Annotated in this window: 14 protein-coding genes; 1 reads left to right on the forward strand and 13 read right to left on the reverse strand. The window is 45.3% G+C overall.

Going from position 1 to position 18902, the window contains the following annotated elements; translation table 11 throughout:
* Nucleotides 1–154: 154 nt before the first annotated feature.
* Nucleotides 155–2407: a PBP1A family penicillin-binding protein gene (locus tag K8S19_09000; GenBank protein MCD4813811.1), complete on the forward strand. Its 2253-nt coding sequence runs from the start codon at nt 155–157 to the stop codon at nt 2405–2407.
* A 202-nt stretch (nt 2408–2609) separates the two neighbouring features.
* On the opposite strand, the gene ppdK is transcribed toward K8S19_09000, so the two are convergent.
* The 13 genes from ppdK to K8S19_09065 all read right to left on the reverse strand — a co-directional run bounded on the left by ppdK (nt 2610) and on the right by K8S19_09065 (nt 18723).
* Nucleotides 2610–5432: a pyruvate, phosphate dikinase gene (gene ppdK, locus K8S19_09005; GenBank protein ID MCD4813812.1), complete on the reverse strand. Its 2823-nt coding sequence runs from the start codon at nt 5430–5432 to the stop codon at nt 2610–2612.
* Between the two features lie 126 nt (nt 5433–5558).
* Entirely contained in the window at nt 5559–7652 is a 2094-nt protein-coding gene (gene glyS, locus K8S19_09010) for a glycine--tRNA ligase subunit beta (protein MCD4813813.1), read from the reverse strand.
* Nucleotides 7653–7688: 36 nt separating this feature from the next.
* Nucleotides 7689–8558, reverse strand: a complete 870-nt coding sequence (gene glyQ / locus K8S19_09015; GenBank protein MCD4813814.1) for a glycine--tRNA ligase subunit alpha — start codon at nt 8556–8558, stop codon at nt 7689–7691.
* A gap of 421 nt (nt 8559–8979) precedes the next feature.
* On the reverse strand, nt 8980–9729 hold the full coding sequence (gene recO, locus K8S19_09020; GenBank protein MCD4813815.1) for a DNA repair protein RecO: 750 nt from the start codon (nt 9727–9729) through the stop codon (nt 8980–8982).
* 9 nt (nt 9730–9738) lie between these two features.
* Nucleotides 9739–10083 carry a hypothetical protein gene (locus K8S19_09025; GenBank protein MCD4813816.1) on the reverse strand — a complete coding sequence of 115 codons (345 nt, stop codon included), beginning with the start codon at nt 10081–10083 and terminating at the stop codon, nt 9739–9741.
* 104 nt (nt 10084–10187) lie between these two features.
* On the reverse strand, nt 10188–10712 hold the full coding sequence (locus tag K8S19_09030) for a YIP1 family protein (protein MCD4813817.1): 525 nt from the start codon (nt 10710–10712) through the stop codon (nt 10188–10190).
* Between the two features lie 340 nt (nt 10713–11052).
* Nucleotides 11053–12339, reverse strand: a complete 1287-nt coding sequence (locus K8S19_09035; GenBank protein MCD4813818.1) for a hemolysin family protein — start codon at nt 12337–12339, stop codon at nt 11053–11055.
* Nucleotides 12340–12357: 18 nt separating this feature from the next.
* On the reverse strand, nt 12358–12810 hold the full coding sequence (gene ybeY, locus K8S19_09040; protein ID MCD4813819.1) for an rRNA maturation RNase YbeY: 453 nt from the start codon (nt 12808–12810) through the stop codon (nt 12358–12360).
* Nucleotides 12807–12986 (reverse strand): hypothetical protein, encoded by a 180-nt coding sequence (locus K8S19_09045; GenBank protein MCD4813820.1) that lies wholly within the window; start codon nt 12984–12986, stop codon nt 12807–12809. Before K8S19_09045 ends, ybeY begins: the two co-directional genes overlap by 4 nt.
* A gap of 83 nt (nt 12987–13069) precedes the next feature.
* The gene (locus K8S19_09050; GenBank protein ID MCD4813821.1) at nt 13070–13492 is read right to left on the reverse strand and encodes a LysM peptidoglycan-binding domain-containing protein; all 423 of its coding nucleotides are present in this window, start codon (nt 13490–13492) and stop codon (nt 13070–13072) included.
* A 74-nt stretch (nt 13493–13566) separates the two neighbouring features.
* Nucleotides 13567–14175: a hypothetical protein gene (locus K8S19_09055; protein ID MCD4813822.1), complete on the reverse strand. Its 609-nt coding sequence runs from the start codon at nt 14173–14175 to the stop codon at nt 13567–13569.
* 119 nt (nt 14176–14294) lie between these two features.
* Entirely contained in the window at nt 14295–16079 is a 1785-nt protein-coding gene (gene aspS, locus K8S19_09060; GenBank protein ID MCD4813823.1) for an aspartate--tRNA ligase, read from the reverse strand.
* A 319-nt stretch (nt 16080–16398) separates the two neighbouring features.
* Complete coding sequence (locus K8S19_09065; protein ID MCD4813824.1) at nt 16399–18723, reverse strand: T9SS type A sorting domain-containing protein; 2325 nt, start codon at nt 18721–18723, stop codon at nt 16399–16401.
* Nucleotides 18724–18902 lie beyond the last annotated feature (179 nt).

The following is an 18902-nucleotide window of genomic DNA, read 5'->3' on the forward strand; positions in this document are numbered from 1 at the left end:
GTACACACTCCTATCCTTAAAATGAAAAATACTCTAGCATTTCCAGGGGTTCTTTTTCAATGGAAAAGTCACGAATTTGGATGGGATTTATGTTACAATTGCCCTTCAATTTTTATGCTCATAAAATAACATCCTACGGAGGCGGCTCCTTCGCATGCAAGATGATTTTAGTAAACCCGATCCAGCAAGCACCCACCCGCCTGATCAGCGTCGTGCGGAAACCAGCAACGCAAAATACCGGTTTCCGGCCAAACCCGCCCTATCCTTCTGGACCTGGAAACGTATACTTATTCTTTGTTTTTTCGTAATTTTTTCCGCAGGTACAGGCATCGGTTTGGGGATTCTTTTTACCTATTTGGGAGAAATCCCCCTGGTCTCGGATTTAAAGGCCTACAAACCTTCGCTTTCCACAAAAATATTTGACGCCAAGGGAAGAAAAATCACTGAGCTTTTTTCAGAAAAAAGGACCTTGGTTGGCTTGGATGACATTCCTCTGCACCTGCAAAATGCCATTCTCGCCATTGAAGACAAAAATTTTTACCATCATTTTGGCGTCGATTTTTCGGATGTCGTACGCTCTTCCATTGTCAACCTCATGAGTGGAACCTATCGCCAGGGTTTTTCCACCATCACCATGCAGCTTCCCCGGAATATGTTCCTAACCAAAAAGAAAACGCTTGAACGAAAAATCAAAGAAATTATCCTGGCATTCCAAATCGAACAAACGTATACCAAGCGTGAAATTCTTGAAATGTACCTGAACCAAATTTATCTGGGCAGCGGTGCCTATGGTGTCGAGGCTGCCGCTCTAAAATATTTCGGCAAACATATTGCAGACCTCACGCTCCCGGAATGCGCACTCATTGCGGGACTGCCGAGAGCCCCCAACCGTTACAACCCTTACCGCAACCCGGACAAAGCGCTACAGCGCCGAAATTTAGTTCTCTCCCAGATGCATCGTCTGGACTATATCACCATGGATGAAATGATTGAAGCCAAACTTTCGCTCATTGAGCTTTCCTCAGTCCAGGATATTATTGCACCTTATTTCATTGAGCATGTCCGCCGTCAGTTGGAAGACCGCTATGGCAGTAATGCTATTTACAAATCAGGCCTCAAAGTTTATACCACCCTGGATATTGACCTACAAAAGATGGCCCAGACCGCAATGGCTGACGGCATCCTCGAAGCCGAAGCTTTTATCAAACCGCGTATGCAGGTGGTTGCCGGACAGGAACCGGAAACAATTCAATGTGCCCTGGTCTTAATTGAACCTTCCAGTGGTGAAATTAAGGCGTTCATCGGCGGCCGCGATTTCAAAAAAAGTAAATTCAATCGCGCCATTCAAGCGCAACGCCAGCCTGGATCGGCATTTAAACCGTTTATCTATGCCACCGCTTTTGAACACGGATTTACCCAAGCTGATATCATCTTAGACACACCGGTTGTTTTCAAGGATGATAATGGCAATGTCTGGAAACCGGAAAATTTTTCGAATAAATTCCGGGGACCTACCACACTGCGAACCGCCTTGACCAAATCGCGTAATGTCATCGCCGTCAAACTGTTGGATAAAGTCGGTATCCGCAATGTGATCGCCCTGGCAACGACCCTTGGCATCAAAAGCCCTTTGAAACCCTATCTTACACTGGCACTGGGCGCCTCGGAGATCAACCTGCTTGAATTGGTCTCTGCTTACGGTTGTTTTCCCAATCGTGGAATCCACGTTGATCCATTTAGCATTCGTAAAGTTGAAAATGACAACGGTGAAATTCTTGAAGAAACCACTCCCTATCAACAGGAGGTTTTAAATCCGGTTACAGCCGCCTTAATGACAAACCTCTTGGAAAATGTTGTCAATCGCGGTACCGGCTACACGGTGCGGCGTCTGGGCTTCAAATATCCTGCCGGAGGTAAAACCGGAACCACCAATGATTACACGGATGCCTGGTTTCTCGGCTTTACCAGTGAGTATGTTGGTGGTGTCTGGATTGGCCTTGATTCCCACAATAGCATGGGCCGGGGAACCACGGGCGGCAAAGTCGCCAGTCCGATCTGGACCCGTCTTTTTTTAAGTATTTATGAAAACCGAGCTCCAAAAAATTTCGTATATCCTGAGAGTGTTGAATTAACCCGATTTTGCAACCAATCCGGTCTACTTCCCAATCCCGGATGTAAACAACACCTATCCCAAGGCGCCTTTGCCATTGGAACCGCGCCGACTGAGCATTGTGATATTCATATCAACGGTGGCGCGCAGGAACTGCTTTTACCGCCTGACCTGGCTGATGTTCCGGCTGCGCCGACCGGCAATGCACAACCCGATGCGGGATCCGGCGCCCCATCCCATCCCGGTATTCAACCCACCCCGCAAATCATTGATCCGGACCGTCCCTTGATGTTTTAATCCGCTTCACACCTGTAAGCAATTCAAAGGCATACACTTTCCTTTGATGCATTGTACTGTCATCACCCTTAAAAATTTTATTATTTGGTTCCCTTTTCCAGCGATCGTATTCGGTTCCATTTTGTTACAAATATCAGGAGTTACGTTAGCAAAAAAAAGCCCTGCACCATATCGGTGCAGGGCTTTTCCAATAAACCGCACTTTATTTGCCTTTTTTCGCAACCTTTTTCTTAACAACTTTTTTCACTTTCTTCACAGCCTTAGTTGCTTTCTTCACCGCTTTAGCTACTTTTTTCCCGGCAGTTTTTGCTTTTTTAGCAGACTTTTTCTTACTGCCTTTTGCTGCCGCCTTATCTCCCAATGTAGCATGTGCTGCTGCTAAACGCGCAATGGGCACACGATAGGGTGAACAGGATACATAGTCCAATCCAACTTTATGACAAAACTTGACTGAAGTCGGATCGCCGCCATGCTCACCACAGATGCCTAATTTGATTCCCGGCCGGACCATACGACCCTTATCCACCGCCATTTCAACCAATTGACCAACACCATTAACATCAATTGTTTGAAATGGATCTTTTTCCATAATTTTATTATCAACATATTGTGTAATAATCGAGCCAGTATCATCGCGAGAAAACCCAAATGTTGTCTGCGTCAAATCATTGGTGCCAAATGAGAAGAATTCCGCTTCTTTGGCAATTTCATCCGCTGTCACTGCCGCACGCGGTAATTCGATCATCGTACCAATCATATATTTAAACTTAATACCTTTTTCTTTTTTGACTTCAGCAATAATACGTTCCGCAACTGCTTTTTGATTATTGTATTCCAATACATTCCCAACCAATGGAATCATAATTTCAGGAACAACTTTGTTTCCTTCTTCATTACACTTCGATGCCGCTTCGGCAATCGCGCGAACCTGCATTTCAGTAATTTCCGGATAGGCTATGCCAAGACGGCAACCGCGATGACCCAACATTGGATTAAGTTCATGCAATTGATTAACGCGTTCCAGCAGTTTTTTCTTTGCAGCCATATCTTCCGCATTTGCATTTGTTGCTTCCAGCCTTGCGATTTCAACCATCAATTCTTCGCGTTTTGGTAAAAATTCATGCAGCGGAGGATCCAACAGACGAATGGTTACAGGATAACCTTTCATGCTGTCAAAAAGACCTTTAAAATCACTGCGTTGCATCGGCAATAATTTCTCGAGTGCTGTGCGGCGGCCTTCTTCATCAGGCGCAAGAATCATCGCTTGCATGTGTGCCAAACGATCTTCCGCAAAAAACATATGTTCTGTTCTGCAAAGACCAATGCCTTCCGCACCAAAGGTACGCGCTTTATCGGCATCACGCGGGATATCCGCATTGGCACGGACCTTCAATTTACGCGTTTGATCCACCCATGTCATAAATTCATCGTACTCAGCAGAAAAATCCGGATCTTTTGTGGGCACTTTACCTTCAATAACGCGGCCTGTACCACCATCCAGCGTGATCCAATCACCTTCCTTAAATACTTTTCCACCAACTTCAAATGACTTATTGCCTTCACCGATTCTAACATCTTCACAACCGGCCACACAGCATTTACCCATACCGCGCGCAACAACCGCAGCATGAGACGTCATGCCGCCACGCGCTGTAAGAATACCTTTTGCAACTTCCATTCCATGAATATCATCCGGGCAGGTTTCTTCACGCACTAAGATAACATCTTCATCCATTTCTTCCGCCCACTTCACTGCATCTTCTGCAGTGAAAACAACGCGGCCGGCACCCGCACCCGGAGACGCCGGAAGGCCTTTGGCTACCACAAGAAAATCAGCTTTAGGATCAATAATCGGATGCAATAACTGATCCAATTGCGAGGGTTCAACACGTTTGATTGCTTCATCTTTTGTAATAAGCTTTTCTTTCATCATTTCAACCGCAATACGAATTGCTGCTGCTGCAGTACGTTTCCCGGAACGTGTTTGCAACATAAATAATTTACCTTTTTCAATGGTAAATTCAAAATCCTGAATATCTTTATAGTGTTTTTCCAATTTCATGGTAATGGCATGCAACTGTTTAAATACTTTGGGCATTTCCTCTTCCAGCTTTGCAATCGGCAGCGGCGTCCGTACGCCGGCAACAACATCTTCGCCCTGGGCATTGGTCAAATATTCTCCATAAAAAACATTCTCCCCGGTAGAGGGATTCCGGGTAAATCCAACACCGGTTCCCGAATCATTCCCCATATTACCGAATACCATGGCCTGAATGTTGACCGCGGTTCCCAAATCATCGGGAATGCCGTTCATTTTGCGATAATAAATAGCCCGATCATTGTTCCATGATCTAAACACCGCATCCCGCGACATCGTCATCTGCTTCATGGGATCTTGAGGAAAATCCTGCCCGGCTTTTTCACGGGTTATTTTCTTATAGATCATAATCAAATCTTTTAAATCATCGGAAGTAAGTTCCGTATCCAGCTTGGTGCCCACCTCCCGTTTCTTGGCAGACAGTGCTTTTTCATAATCTTCTTTTTCAATATCCAAAACAACATTTCCAAACATCTGGATAAACCGGCGATAACTGTCATAAGCAAACCGGTCATTGCCTGTTGCCGAAACCAATCCCTGAACCGTCACATCATTGAGTCCCAAATTTAAAATAGTATCCATCATACCGGGCATGGAAAACTTAGACCCGGAACGCACCGACACCAGAAGCGGATTTTTCGGATCCCCGAATTTTTTATTCATGGCTTTTTCCAATTTAACCAGATACACCTTGATCTGATCATCCAAACCAGCAGGAACCTTACGGTTGTTGTCATAGTACAGATTGCAGGTCTCGGTCGTGATGGTAAATCCGGCTGGTACGGGTACACCTGTATCAGTCATTTCCGCCAATCCGGCACCCTTGCCTCCGAGTAAATCACGCATTGTGCCATTGCCCTCGGCTTTTCCATTTCCGAAGAAATAGACGAACTTTTTCTTTGCGGCTTTTTTCGACTTTGTTGACATCCTGTCTGATACCCCTTTTCTTATAAAATTATAGTGCTTATATTAAAAAAAAACAGCGCAAATTCGCGCGATTTTAACATACTTGTTCAAACATCCGCAAGTATTTTTCCCTAATTACTCTGATTATTATTCAGTGACAACCAGCTTGGAAAAATCAGCCAGTCTCCAGATGGTGCGTGCCAGATTCGTCAATAAATTCAGGCGATTTCTTCTGACCTCCGAATTTTTATCCATCACCATTACTTTGTCAAAAAAGCTGTCTACCTGGGGCTTCATTTCTGAAAGTTTTCGAAAAGCCGCGACAAAATCGCCGGATCGGGAATACACTGCAATTTCCTGACCCATGTTTTTGTAAACGGTATACAGCACCTTTTCATCCTCATCCGTCAATAATACCGCTTGAACTTCAAGCTCCGGCTCATCCGGCGCTATACGACGCTCCGTATCCTTGGGTAAAATATTAACCACCCGGGAAAAAGTAATTATATTTTCAGTAAATCCTGCTTCTTTGCGAAGCAAATGAATCGCTTCTGCCCGTTTCACCAGTTCAGTCAGATCATCCCACCAGACCCCCAAAACAGCTTGAATTAAATCCGGGAGTATGCCTCGATTCCCAAGCACGGTCTCCATACGACCTTGAACAAACCGGCTGATTTCCTGCGCAAGCTCTTCTGCCCGCTCTGCCAATGATGGATATTGTTTAATACTATAGTACAACGCTTCCAAAATGGAATACCGGTAGCCGGCATCGAGTGAAATTGCAATGATTCCCTGCGCCGCGCGACGCAAGGCATAGGGGTCCTTGGCGCCGGTGGGAGAAAACCCCGCCCCCCAGCATCCCACAACATGATCAAACCGGTCAGCCAACGCTAAAATTTTCCCTGCCGACGTTTGCGGCAATCTGTCTCCCGCCCAACGCGGCAAATACTGTTCTCCCAAGGAAGCTGCCACATCCTGTGGAATCCCTTGTTCCAGGGCATAAAACATTCCCATAACACCCTGGAGAGAATTAAATTCTTTTTCCTGAACCATATTGGTAATTAAATCAGCCTTGGACAACTGGGCCGCCTGCCCGGCGGATTCTTTTACCCCGGGCTCCAGTTTTTCAGCCAGAAAACCGCACACCGTTTTCAGGCGTTCTGTTTTATCCAAAAGCGTCCCGAGCCCCTTCACCCAGCGAACCCGCTCCAATTTAGGCACCAATGCCTCAAGCTTTATTTTCATGTCTTCTTGATAAAAAAACTCAGCATCCTTCAAACGGGCCAGCAGCACCTTTTCACACCCGGGACGAATGGTATCCACTTTTGCAATCGGATTATCATGCACCGCAAGAAAGCTCGGCAGCAACTTCCCCTGGTTATTTTCTACCGCAAAATAACGCTGATGCTCGCGCATCGCGGTTGTAATAATCTCCCGCGGCATTTGCATAAACCGTTCTGAAATAGTACCGGCCAAGACACCTGAATGTTCGCACATCATGGTGACCATTTCCAGCAATTCATTGTCTTCCACCAAGCGGCCACCGCAATCTTTCGCAGCTTTGTCCAACGCGGTCTTTAACTGTTTTTTTCGCTCCGCCACCGACAGGGTCACAATACCTTGCGCAAGTGTTTTAAAATAAGTTTTAACATCCTCCACTTGTGCCCACTGAACAGAATGCAATGGATGCAGCATCGTCCTATTCCCGGATGCCACATCTGCAAACGAAACCGGAATAACCGTCCGGCCTTGCAATGCAAGAATCCAACGAATCGGGCGTGCAAACCGCGCCCCGCTCGCTTCCCAGCGCATCGACTTTGGAAAAGGAATTTCTTTAATTACCTTAAAAAACAACGAGGCCAATATTTCAGTTCCCGGTTGTCCCGGCTCCTTCACGCAGGCAAAAAGCCGGTCATCCTTCCAGGCAATATCATCCGGCCCAAGACCAACCTTTCGGAGAAACCCTTGACCTGCCGGACTCAAACTGCCGTCCTCTTTGAAAGCAACTGCTTTTTTCGGCCCTAAAACTTCTTTCTGAATCGTTTCCTGCGCAGTATCCAGATCCCGGATCATGAGAACCAGCCGGCGGGAGGTTGCTTCACAAACAACCTCCGAATAGTCCAACCGGGCCGTGGTAAGTTTATCTTTGATATTTTTAACCATATGCAGCAGGGCCGGTTGAATATAATCCACCGGCAATTCTTCACAGCCGATTTCAAGCAATGCGTCTTTTTTTTCCATAGTCCTATTGATACCCTTTCATCATCAACCCCAGGATTACTGTTTCATCAGAGGAAATTTCAATTCCTCACGATGATTGACATAACCTTGCGCCACTAACTTCGCCAGCGTACGCAAGCGGCCAATATATCCCACCCGCTCCGTAACAGAAATAGATCCGCGGGCATCCAGCAGATTAAATAAATGTGAAGATTTCACCAGTTGATCGTAAGCGGGCGTGACCAATTGCAGATGAATTAACCGCGCGGTTTCTTTCTCGCAGGTATTGAAGGCTTCAAATAAAGCATCCGGATTTGACGCTTCAAAATTATACCGTGACCACTGGACTTCATTGTCCAAAAACAGTTCTCCGTAGCGAATGCCATGTCCCCATTCAATATCAAACATGGAATTAACATTTTGCAAAAACATTGCAATACGTTCCAAACCATAGGTTATCTCAACCGTAACCGGATTGAGTTCAATGGATCCCATTTGCTGAAAATAAGTGAATTGGGTGATTTCCATACCATCAAGCCATACCTGCCAACCCAATCCCCCTGCTCCCAACGTAGGAGACTCCCAATCATCCTCTGTAAAACGGACATCATGATCTTCAATTTTCAACCCCAGGTTCATAAGACTTTGCCGGTATAAATCCTGAATATTTTTTGGCGAGGGTTTGATAACAACCTGAAATTGATAATAGTGCTGCCCCCGATTGGGATTTTCTCCATAGCGACCGTCTTTGGGTCTCCGGCAAGGTTCGACATTGGCAGATGCCCACGGTTCAGGCCCCAAAACCCTTAAAAACGTTGCCGGATTAAACGTCGCAGCACCTTTTTCAAGATCATAAGGCTGTACCACCAAACAACCCTGCTCTGCCCAAAATTGCTGTAAATGGTGAATAATTTCCTGAAACGTCATGCCTACTCCTCATAAAAAGCACTACCGGCTCATTTCGCCACTGCCTGACCAAAATAAAGATGATACTTATTTTTTAGTTTTTTGTATAGTCTTTTCCTGTTTTTCATCACTGCTGGGTGAATTGTAACCACAAGTGCAACAGTTTATAAGTTAGAAGTTAACCTAATAACCGGTACTGAATGATATTCAGAATTCAAGGATGTTTTAGGTCGTCATTCCGGCAATCCTTTAGCCGGAATCCAGGACTTATGCTAATAAACAAAGTGTTTTCTGGACCCCGGATCACCCGGCATACGCCGGGCAAGAGTCCGGGGTGACGATCTTTTGTGCTATTAATGCTATGATAAAGTCTTTAGAGAGAAAAAAAACATTCTTTTTTCTAAACATTACTAATGTTGCAATATGAGTTACAATCTGCCTATTAGATATTTATTCTGGAAACAGCTTGACGAAATTTATCACTGTTCAGTCCCCGGCCCACTTGATATCGCAAAGCCGCATTTAAAAATAACGTAATTTCTTTTTCCATTTTTCTTTCCAGCTTGATAGTCTTAACAGTATCTGATTTCGAACAACGCAACTTTTCCAATAAGGCCCGTGCGCCGCGTGAAAGAAATAATAAACTTGTACTCCCGCAGGCAGCACAAACAATCCCGCCTTTTTCCGGAACATATGCCACACGGTCCTTGACCTGATCACATGTCATACATTTTCCCAACAAAGGTCCATACCCCATATAGTCAAGCAACGTCATCTCAAACCAAATACCGGTCACAATCGGCGCATATCCGGATTCCAAAAGTTGCATTGCCTCGCTCAGTAGCAAAAAAATTTCCGGAAGCGGCTGATGATCGGGTGTTAATCTGTCAACCAACTCATAAAAACGTGCCGCCTGACCAAGTAAGGATAAATTGGATTTAATGGCGGGATAGGACGTCACCAGCTGCCCTTGGGTGATCAAAAATAAATCCTGATGTGTTTTACCGTAACACTGCAATTCAGCCTGATTTAAAAGGCCGACACTCCCTGCCAAACGGCTGCGTAACTTTCGAACACCTTTGGCAATTCCCTTTATTTTTCCTTTCTCCTTGGAAAAAAGCACAAGAATACGGTCAGCTTCTGAAAAATTATAATTTCTTATTATAAAAGAGGTTGCTCGAAAGGAAGGCACGCCATGACCCTAATAATAACCGCCCACCAGACCGCCTGATGGACCCGTACTCGTCAATCCTTGCATGATTCCAGCCACACCCCAACAAAAAAATAAACCAAGGAGTCCGACACCGGCGTAAATCATGCAAACCCGGCCAAAATGCCCGGCCTCTTGCTCAGACTGAGAAAAAAAGATAATCCCTAAAAGAAATCCGCAGGGAGGAAAAAGGGACAGAAGGTAAGCAAAAACCCGAAGACCGCCCTGAGGAACCTGAAAAGCCGCTCCCTTGCTTAGTTGCTTTTCCGGATTGCGTTGTTCTGAACCGCTTCCTTTTCTGCTTGCGGTAAATCCGGATATTCCATTTTTTTTCATAGATTTTTTTTTCGCGATTCAGGCATATGTGATCACTCCGAATATAAAAGAACCACGCCTCTGGTCATACAGAAGCGTGGTTCTTAGTGATTCCTATAAAACGCTTAACCAGCCGGAACGTATCCTGTAATTCCAATCCCGATAATGGCTAATAGTACAACAATAACAAAAACAATGGCAATCGCAATAGCAACAGCAATAATTGCTTTGGCGGTGGTTAATTTGTGAATTTCCTTCATTCCTAAAACAGTAATAATTAAACCATAGATGGAACCCAAAACAGAGATAATCGGAATCCAACCAATAATATTCACGATATTGGCATACGCAGCAAGACGGAATGTTCCTTCATACGTTCCGGTTCCACCAACAATTTTTGCACAAATCAAGAGAAGCAATGCTGCCAGATAAAGACTGATTGCAACGGCAATGGGTGCAAACACAATTGCTAAAAATCCAACACCCAATGTAATAATGGTAAGACCGACACCCATAATAATCGCGGTAATGATCGCAAAAATGAGAGGATCTTTATATCCTCCGGTTACCGGCATTTCTTTAAAGAAATCCGCCGGTTTGAGGAGTACTTTTTTACCTGTATCGTAATAATTTTTTAGAAAGCCTGCCATTGTTTACCCCCTATTTTCTATTAAGATTGAAATTGTATTTAACTATTAATCAAGCTATCACTGATAGTGGTCAAAGTCAATAGCAAACTCCTTTTATTCTTAAAAAAGTTCACAAAAAAATTCGTCTTCATCCCGTCGATATGACCCCAACTTAAATAGAGGCAATTTAGCAACACTAAAATAGAATTAACCAAAAAGCAGTCGTCCCAATTCCACTGGTCCAAGCTGTATAAGCGTATGCAAAAATTCGAAAATTCGCCCAAACAGCAAAAAAGATGGCGGCTGACACAAACAAACGCTAAAAACAATCACATTTGATACATCAAGCAAAAAATGTTGGTTAGGCTTCGGAGCTTTGTTCAGAAGAACCCGGCATAATTTGAATCTGAATTTTCTCGACACGGGTATTGCTCGCGGCCATAATCGTAAACTGAATGTTTTTATGAAAAATTTGCTCTCCCTTTTTAGGCAGGTGCCCGAGCAGGTGCACCACATACCCACCGATGGTATTAATATCTTTCATATCCGGTAATCCAATATCAAGACCCTCATTGATTTCCTTACTATCGGTCTGAGCATCCACCAACCAAATATTCTCTTCGATTTTTTCAATATTTTTTTCTTCCACATCATATTCATCGCGGATCTCGCCGACAATTTCCTCAATAAGGTCTTCCAACGTCACCAACCCCGATGTCCCGCCGTATTCATCCACCACAACCGCCAAATGTAATTTTCCCCGCTGAAATTCATGCAGTAAATCATCCACCTTTTTAGTCTCCGGTACGAAGTACGGTTGACGCAAAATATCCTGAAGAACAATTAACTCCCGATTTTGTAATACGGAAATAATGTCCTTGGTGTAAACCACCCCCACAATATTATCAACATTCTCCTGAAAAACCGGCATACGGGAATAACCCGCTTGAACAATTTGGTTAATAATTTGGTCCATGCTGGCATCCGAATCAATACACTCCATCTCAGTTCTCGGAATCATCACCTCGCGAACCTGGGTTTCCCCCAGACTGATCACGCCATGGATCATCTGATGTTCCTGGTCTTCCAAAATACCTTCATCCGCCCCCATTTGAATAAGCGCGTGAATTTCAGCTTCCGTCACCATGGGAATGGAGCTTCCGGGTTTTAGACCAAACGGTTTTAAAAATACGCCGGCTGCCAGCAGCAGCAACCGGCTCAAGGGATAAAGAATCTTTGCCAGCAGCACCAGAGGGCGAATGATGAAAAGTGCGATTTTTTCCGATTTATGGATTGCCAGGACCTTCGGGGTCACTTCTCCGAAAATAATAATCACCAATGTGACGATGGTTGCCACTACGGCACCCATTTGTGCACGATTCAATAAAAACAGTTCGGAAATATGAATTGCTATAAATGCTGCAATCGTTGTGGCGGAAATATTCACGGCATTATTGAGAATTAAAATTGTCGTTAATAGGCGGTTGGGGTCCTTCTTCCATTGTTCCAATGCAATCCCGCGAGCACCGCCCAATTCAATGGCACGTGCCAACCGGCTCCGTCCCAAACCCATTAATGCGGTTTCACTGGCCGAAAAAAAACCCGACAGAAAAAATAAGATAATCAAAATAAAAATATTTATCAACATGAATGGCGCCACTATACCTCACTTCATACGACAAGCCTGAAACAGGGCCGTATGTATTCCTTCCATTTGCAACTTTTGTTTTTGACTTGCATGATCATAACCCAATAAATGTAAAATACCATGAATGACAATAAAATCCAACTCTTCCTCAACCGCCACATGCCGTTTGACTGCCTGGCGCTGAATCGCCGGAACCGAAATTGCCAAATCTCCCAGAATTTCAGGATGGGGCGGCATGGGATCCTGCTTTTTTTTCTGCTCCCGCATACCAAAAGACAAGACATCCGTCGGCCGATTGATTCCCCGGTGAAGCCGGTTTAATTCTTGAATAGTGTGGTCATCGGATAAAAGAATTGAAATTTCAGCCTTGGGCCGGTTCATCTTCCCAAGACATTTTTGCGCCATCTTTTTCAATGCCGTTTGGTTTACCCGGATTTTTTTTTGCTCATTGCGGATTTGAACCGGCATCATAAACCAGCCTGAAGGCTGAAAAAAATGAAATTACGATACCCATGCTTATCAAAGTAAAAAAAACCGGAAATAAATAAATAATTGTTGATATCCTGAATAAGGATGGTGGCATCCGCCTTGGAATTCAACAAAGTATGAATGAAAATTTTACGCAATCCTTCAAGTGGGTTACTCAAAAGAAATCAGTGTCTCCTTCGAATCCGGCAAAACATGAAAAAGGGACCCTCAAGAGGGTCCCTTTTTCCGAATAATGGATTGATTAATACTCAATCGGTAAACGACGACGCGGTGTGGTATGAGGCACATAGCGCGGCGTTTGTCTTGCATTTTCAATCGCCATTTCAACTTCTTCCTGGGTAAACTCCTGCGAGATTGCCAGGTCCTGGTCGATTTCAATGATATCCGGATCCTCGATCTGATCGCGGTTGGCCTTAAAAATCAAGGGCCACTGGAAGTTATCCCCGTAAATATCAGCATTTCCGGAAATATCCCAAAGGGTATCTCCCGGCATAACAGAGTACCGCTGCATCTCCGGTTCCGGTTCTGGTGTAGGTTCAGGTTCCGCAACAACTACAGGTGTTGGTTCGGGTTGAACTTCTTTTGCTCCGCACCCAATCATCCCAACCATGCCGCTTACCAAAACCGCTACCACTGAAAATTTAACCATCTCATCAAACTTCATACTTATTTCACCTCCTTCCAGATTAGGGTGGTTTTTCTTTTTGGGAACCACCGCCGGCATTGCAAAACCCAATTTTAAAAAGTTAACGCCACCAGCCGGCAACAGACTACTGGTTCCCTGGTTGCTTCCGGTATATATTTCACTAACCCGACTGCCTCATGCTGAAGACCTATTTTTCCGGACAGAAGCATATCGTCTCCTTGACCTGAAGAATCGGTACTTATGTCAATTGCTGCAAAACCCAGACCGACGACCGCACCAATGATGCCACCGAGCCCCAATCCAATCGTAAAATCTTCAGGATTGTTGTCACGCATATACGGAACAGTTGCCACCACCAGTCCCAACAAAGCACCTATACCGGTTCCGCCAACCGCATATTCAGCCACTGTAAATCCTGAAGCATTGGTCCGGTTGGTTATTTCATACACCCCAACCCCGGTGCCAAGCACTGCCCCGGTTAAAAAACCGTAAACAGCGCCATTAACCAAAAAATCAGGATTATAATTATTTCCCATACCATAGGCGAATACCCCGACCGAAAGACCTACCACAGCCCCGGCCCCGGCCCCGCCCAATATATTGTTTGCAATAATCGGACCGCTGCTTTGTGCCTTGCTTACCGTACTAAGCAGGAGCACAGAAAAAACGACAACGATCCATCGACTAATCTGCTTTTTCACTAAATTCCTCACAAGAAAAATTAAAAAGTATGGTTCTTTGTATAAAATACTTTTTTTGTAAATTATCATGTAAAGTTCGGGTTTGTCAACCCTTAGTTATTAAATCACTCTATATTTTTTTACAATGTCTCCTCAACAACTTCCAGACTGAGCTCTTTTAATTGATCATGATGCAGGATACCCGGCGCGCCCGTTAGCAAATCTTGCGCTTTTTGCGTCTTGGGAAATGCGATTACATCCCTAATTGTTTTCTCTCCCGTCAGAAGCATGACCAGGCGGTCCAAACCAATTGCCATGCCGCCATGGGGTGGTGCGCCATATTCAAATGCTTCCACTAAAAAGCCGAATTTTTCTTTAGCATCTTCATCCGTCATACCGATCAAGCTGAAAATTTTCGCCTGCAACTCGGATTGATGAATACGGATGCTGCCTGATGCGATTTCCACGCCATTGAGAACCAAATCAAAACTCAAAGAGCGTACTTTTCCCGGATCACTCTCCAAAAGCGAAATATCATCCGGGTGGGGAGCGGTAAAAGGATGGTGCTCTGAGTCCCAGCGCCGGTTAACGTCATCATGCTTAAACAATGGAAAATCAATAATCCATGCCAAATGCCACTGATCCTTGGGAATCTTGTTCGTTTTTTCACCCAAGTGAAGTCGTAACCGCGAAAGAACATCATGGGTAATGCCTGGTTTATCAGCAATGAAAACCAACAAATCCCCAGGCCGTCCTTCCAATGCCGCCTGTATCTCGGCTAAAAGTTCCGGAGAAAAATACTTTGTCAGATTGGATTCCAGTCCCTGGTCCGTCACTTTAAACCAGGCCATCCCTTTGGCACCGAATTTCTGGGAAAAACCAATCAATGAATCAATTTCCATGCGTGAAAAGGAAGCCCCTTGAGGAACACAGATACCCTTTACCAATCCCCCTGATCGAACCACCTCGGCAAAAACCTTAAAATCAGCTTTACCGGCCAGAGACGTAATATCTTTTAATTCCAGACCAAAGCGTTGGTCCGGTTTATCTGAACCAAATCGCAGCATGGCTTCGTGATAAGACAACCGCGGTAAAGGTTGTTTCACTTCCGGAAGTCCAACTACTTGAAAAATCGCGGCCATCATCCCTTCTGCCTTTTCCAGTATGTCATCAATATCCACAAAAGACATTTCCATATCAATCTGGGTAAATTCCGGTTGGCGGTCCGCTCTTAAATCTTCGTCACGAAAACACCGGGCAAGCTGATAATATTTATCACACCCTGCAACCATTAAAATTTGTTTTAACATTTGAGGTGACTGCGGCAGCGCAAAACAATTTCCCGCATAAATTCTCGAAGGAACCACATAATCCCGCGCACCTTCCGGAGTACTTTTTAATAAATAAGGCGTCTCCACCTCAAGAAAACCCTCTCCAGCCAGATAATGATGTACCGTCCTGACCACCTGATGACGAAACTTAAGATTCTGCTGCATCCGGAGACGTCTTAAATCCAGATACCGATATTTCAAACGCAAGTCCTCGGACACCTCCACCTCCTCGGATACTTGAAACGGTGGTGTTTTGGCGCGATTAAGAATCTGTAACGCCTCTACCCGGACCTCAATTTCACCGGTGGGTAGTTTGGGGTTAATGGCTTCCTGGCTGCGGGCAGTGACCTTGCCTTTGACCAGAATAACAAATTCACTGCGCAAGCCGGCGGCTGTCTGATGCGCCTCGGCAGACAATGCCGGATCAAACACCAGCTGGGTTTTCCCCTCCCGGTCACGCAGATCAATAAAAATCAACCCGCCATGATCTCGATTGGTATCCACCCACCCGCAAACTGCGATGTCTTTATTCACATCCGCTTTGCGCAGCTCCCCGCAATGATGGGTTCTTTTAAACCGCATACTAAATTCCATTTGCATCTCCTAACTCAATCATCTTTCTGATCAGGGCGACATCCCGCGAAGCGTTATGACGCATTCATCCCCGGATCACCCGGCACCCGGCACTCGCCCCCGCATACGCGGGGCAAGCTGGGCAAGTGCGCCTGGCAAAAACCCGGGGTATTCTGCGGAGCGGGATAACAACATAAAGGCGGGTCCGCGACCCGCCTTTATGTAATAATTCACGAACAATATAGACAAAACAGACCTAAAAAACAAGCTGAATCTTTTCCTTTTTAAACAAAAACCGTTTTTTCATACACCAACTTTCTGCGATAGGATATTGGATCATCTATTTAGTAATTGCCAGCTTGGACTGATAACAATTGCTGGTACCATCTGTATAAACCACTTTTACCTTTACAATATAAATACCTGCACCCACCTGGTGGCATTCCCATTTTGTAGAAACACCTCGTGAATTTTGTTCTGCGTTTTGTTTGATTTCAGCAATTTTCTCCCCTGCCATATTGTAAATCCTTATAAAAACCGTTCCTGTCGCGGGCATCGGATGGGCAAAATATATTTCTTCCCTGGCAGGATTGGGAAAGACCATCAAATCACCTTCACTGAAATCCGCAGTGCGAGGCGTCCGTATCGCTGTAGGTGTTTCTGTCGCTGTCACTGTTTGTGTCCATGTGATCGTTGCGGTTCCGGTGATGGTCACAACCGGCGTCCGTGTCGCTGTAGGTGTTTCTGTCGCTGTCACTGTTTGTGTCCATGTGATCGTTGCGGTTCCGGTGATGGTCACAACCGGCGTCCGTGTCGCTGTAGGTGTTTCTGTCGCTGTCACTGTTTGTGTCCATGTGATCGTTGCGGTTCCGGTGATGGTCACAACCGGCGTCCGTGTCGCTGTAGGTGTTTCTGTCGCTGTCACTGTTTGTGTCCATGTGATCGTTGCGGTTCCGGTGATGGTCACAACCGGCGTCTGCGTACCGGTGGGTGATATTGTTGCTGTCGGACTCACTGTGGGTGAAATCGTGATGGTCGGTGACGGTGTAAACACATCCTGCGCGGTTGCCGGCGGACTGTTTGAAACCGTTGCGCTGTTTCCCGCCTCATCTACGGAAAGTACGGAAAAATAATAGCTGTTCCCCGGAACCAGGCCGGAAACCGTATAACTTTCACTCTGACCTGCACTTTGCGGTACCATGTTCTGAACCACTTGGGTTGCATTGTTTCTAAAATCCCAAATCGTTGTTATCACTGCGCCGTCATGCCCAATATCATAGATCCAAACCGGATCCGAAACATCATCCGCCGGGGCGGTCCAAACAAGATCAACCTCTCCGGGATTACTCCCGGTTACTGCCGCTAAATCGGTGATCGCGGCCGGTCCGTTTTGATCTGTGCGTTTAAAATAGATTTCATAATTACTGTCACGATTATCCGCCCAGGCAATATAGTGTATGCTCACTGATGTTGAAAAAGGATCATTGCCCGTAATCGACGGCAGAATTGAATCAGCAGCATTCGACGTTAACCTCACCACCGGATCAAACATAATGGCACCGCCGCCCATGCCTTCACGCATATATAATTCATAATTGCCGTCACGATTGTCCTGCCAAACAACCAAGTGTTCCGAGCTGGTGGAACACATGGCCAACCAATCAGGTGCGACTGCAAAACTAGTTAAGGTATTGGGCGCAATTCCCGAAAAAAACATGCCATCATCCCAAATGATTGGCAACCCTGAATCAGTGCGCCCGGTTTCCCAATAGACCTGGTCCGTGCCTTGACGATTATCTAAAAAACCAACTTCAACACCTGTCGCCGTATCGCCGGAAACAACAATATCCGGATGACGCGCTGAACTGGCGCCAAATTTAAAACTAATATCGTACGATCCCGGCGCACCATTTCCGTCTGTCCAGATCACGCCGCCATCAACGCTCTGCGTGAAATAAATACTGCCGGCTGCTCCCGGTGTTTCCTCCCAGGCAATATAAAGGTTCGGATTAGATCCCATACCGCCATTGAGTGTTGAAATGGCAGGCAGCGTCGCACTGCTTGAATCCACTTTAATAGACACAGTCGCAGCCACAGTTACATTTCGATAATAAATTTTTGAACTGCCGGAAGTATTATCCGCCCAGACAACGTGTGTCCCAAAAGTATTGATGACTGTACGCGGCCGGCTAAAAGCAGCGCCGCTGTCTCCCCGGTTCGACACATTGGTAACCTGACCCGGGATATTTTGTAAATCCATCCAGGTAGATCCTTGATCCAAACTTTTCATGGTATAAATATCCGGTGCGCCATTACGGTAATCCAACCAGGTCAGCAGCAGTGTATTGGGCGCATACCAATAAAGCTGAGGATAAACAGCATCAGCCGTATGATTGGTGATGTTGGTTGCAGCCGACCAGGTCAACCCTTGATCATAACTGCGACTAAAATAAATTCCCCAATAACCATTGCGATCATCCGTCCAAGCCGCATAAACGGAATTACCCGTAGCATTACAGATGATGGTCGGATAAAGGGATTGCCCGGCATCATTGGTCAACCGATGATCATTTGTCCAACCGGTTGGCATGGCAAACACCTGCGAGAACAGAAAAAAGACAACACCAAAGAAAAAAAGAGCACAAAACATTTTTTTTGTACGCATATTACCCCTCCACTTATTGGATACTGGTAAGACATGTTCACTTAAACTGCGGTTCCGGGGTGGCAGCAAAATCTATAATTTCCAGTGAACCATTTTTTTTATCCGCCCACACACCCTATTTTCCGCCTAAAAAAAGAAAAATACGCTATACTTAATCATAGCATTAAACGAGGTTATAA

The sequence above is a fragment of the bacterium genome, from assembly GCA_021108215.1.
In the GTDB taxonomy this organism is placed as follows: domain Bacteria; phylum Oederibacteriota; class JAAXVQ01; order JAAXVQ01; family JAUVAV01; genus JAIORK01.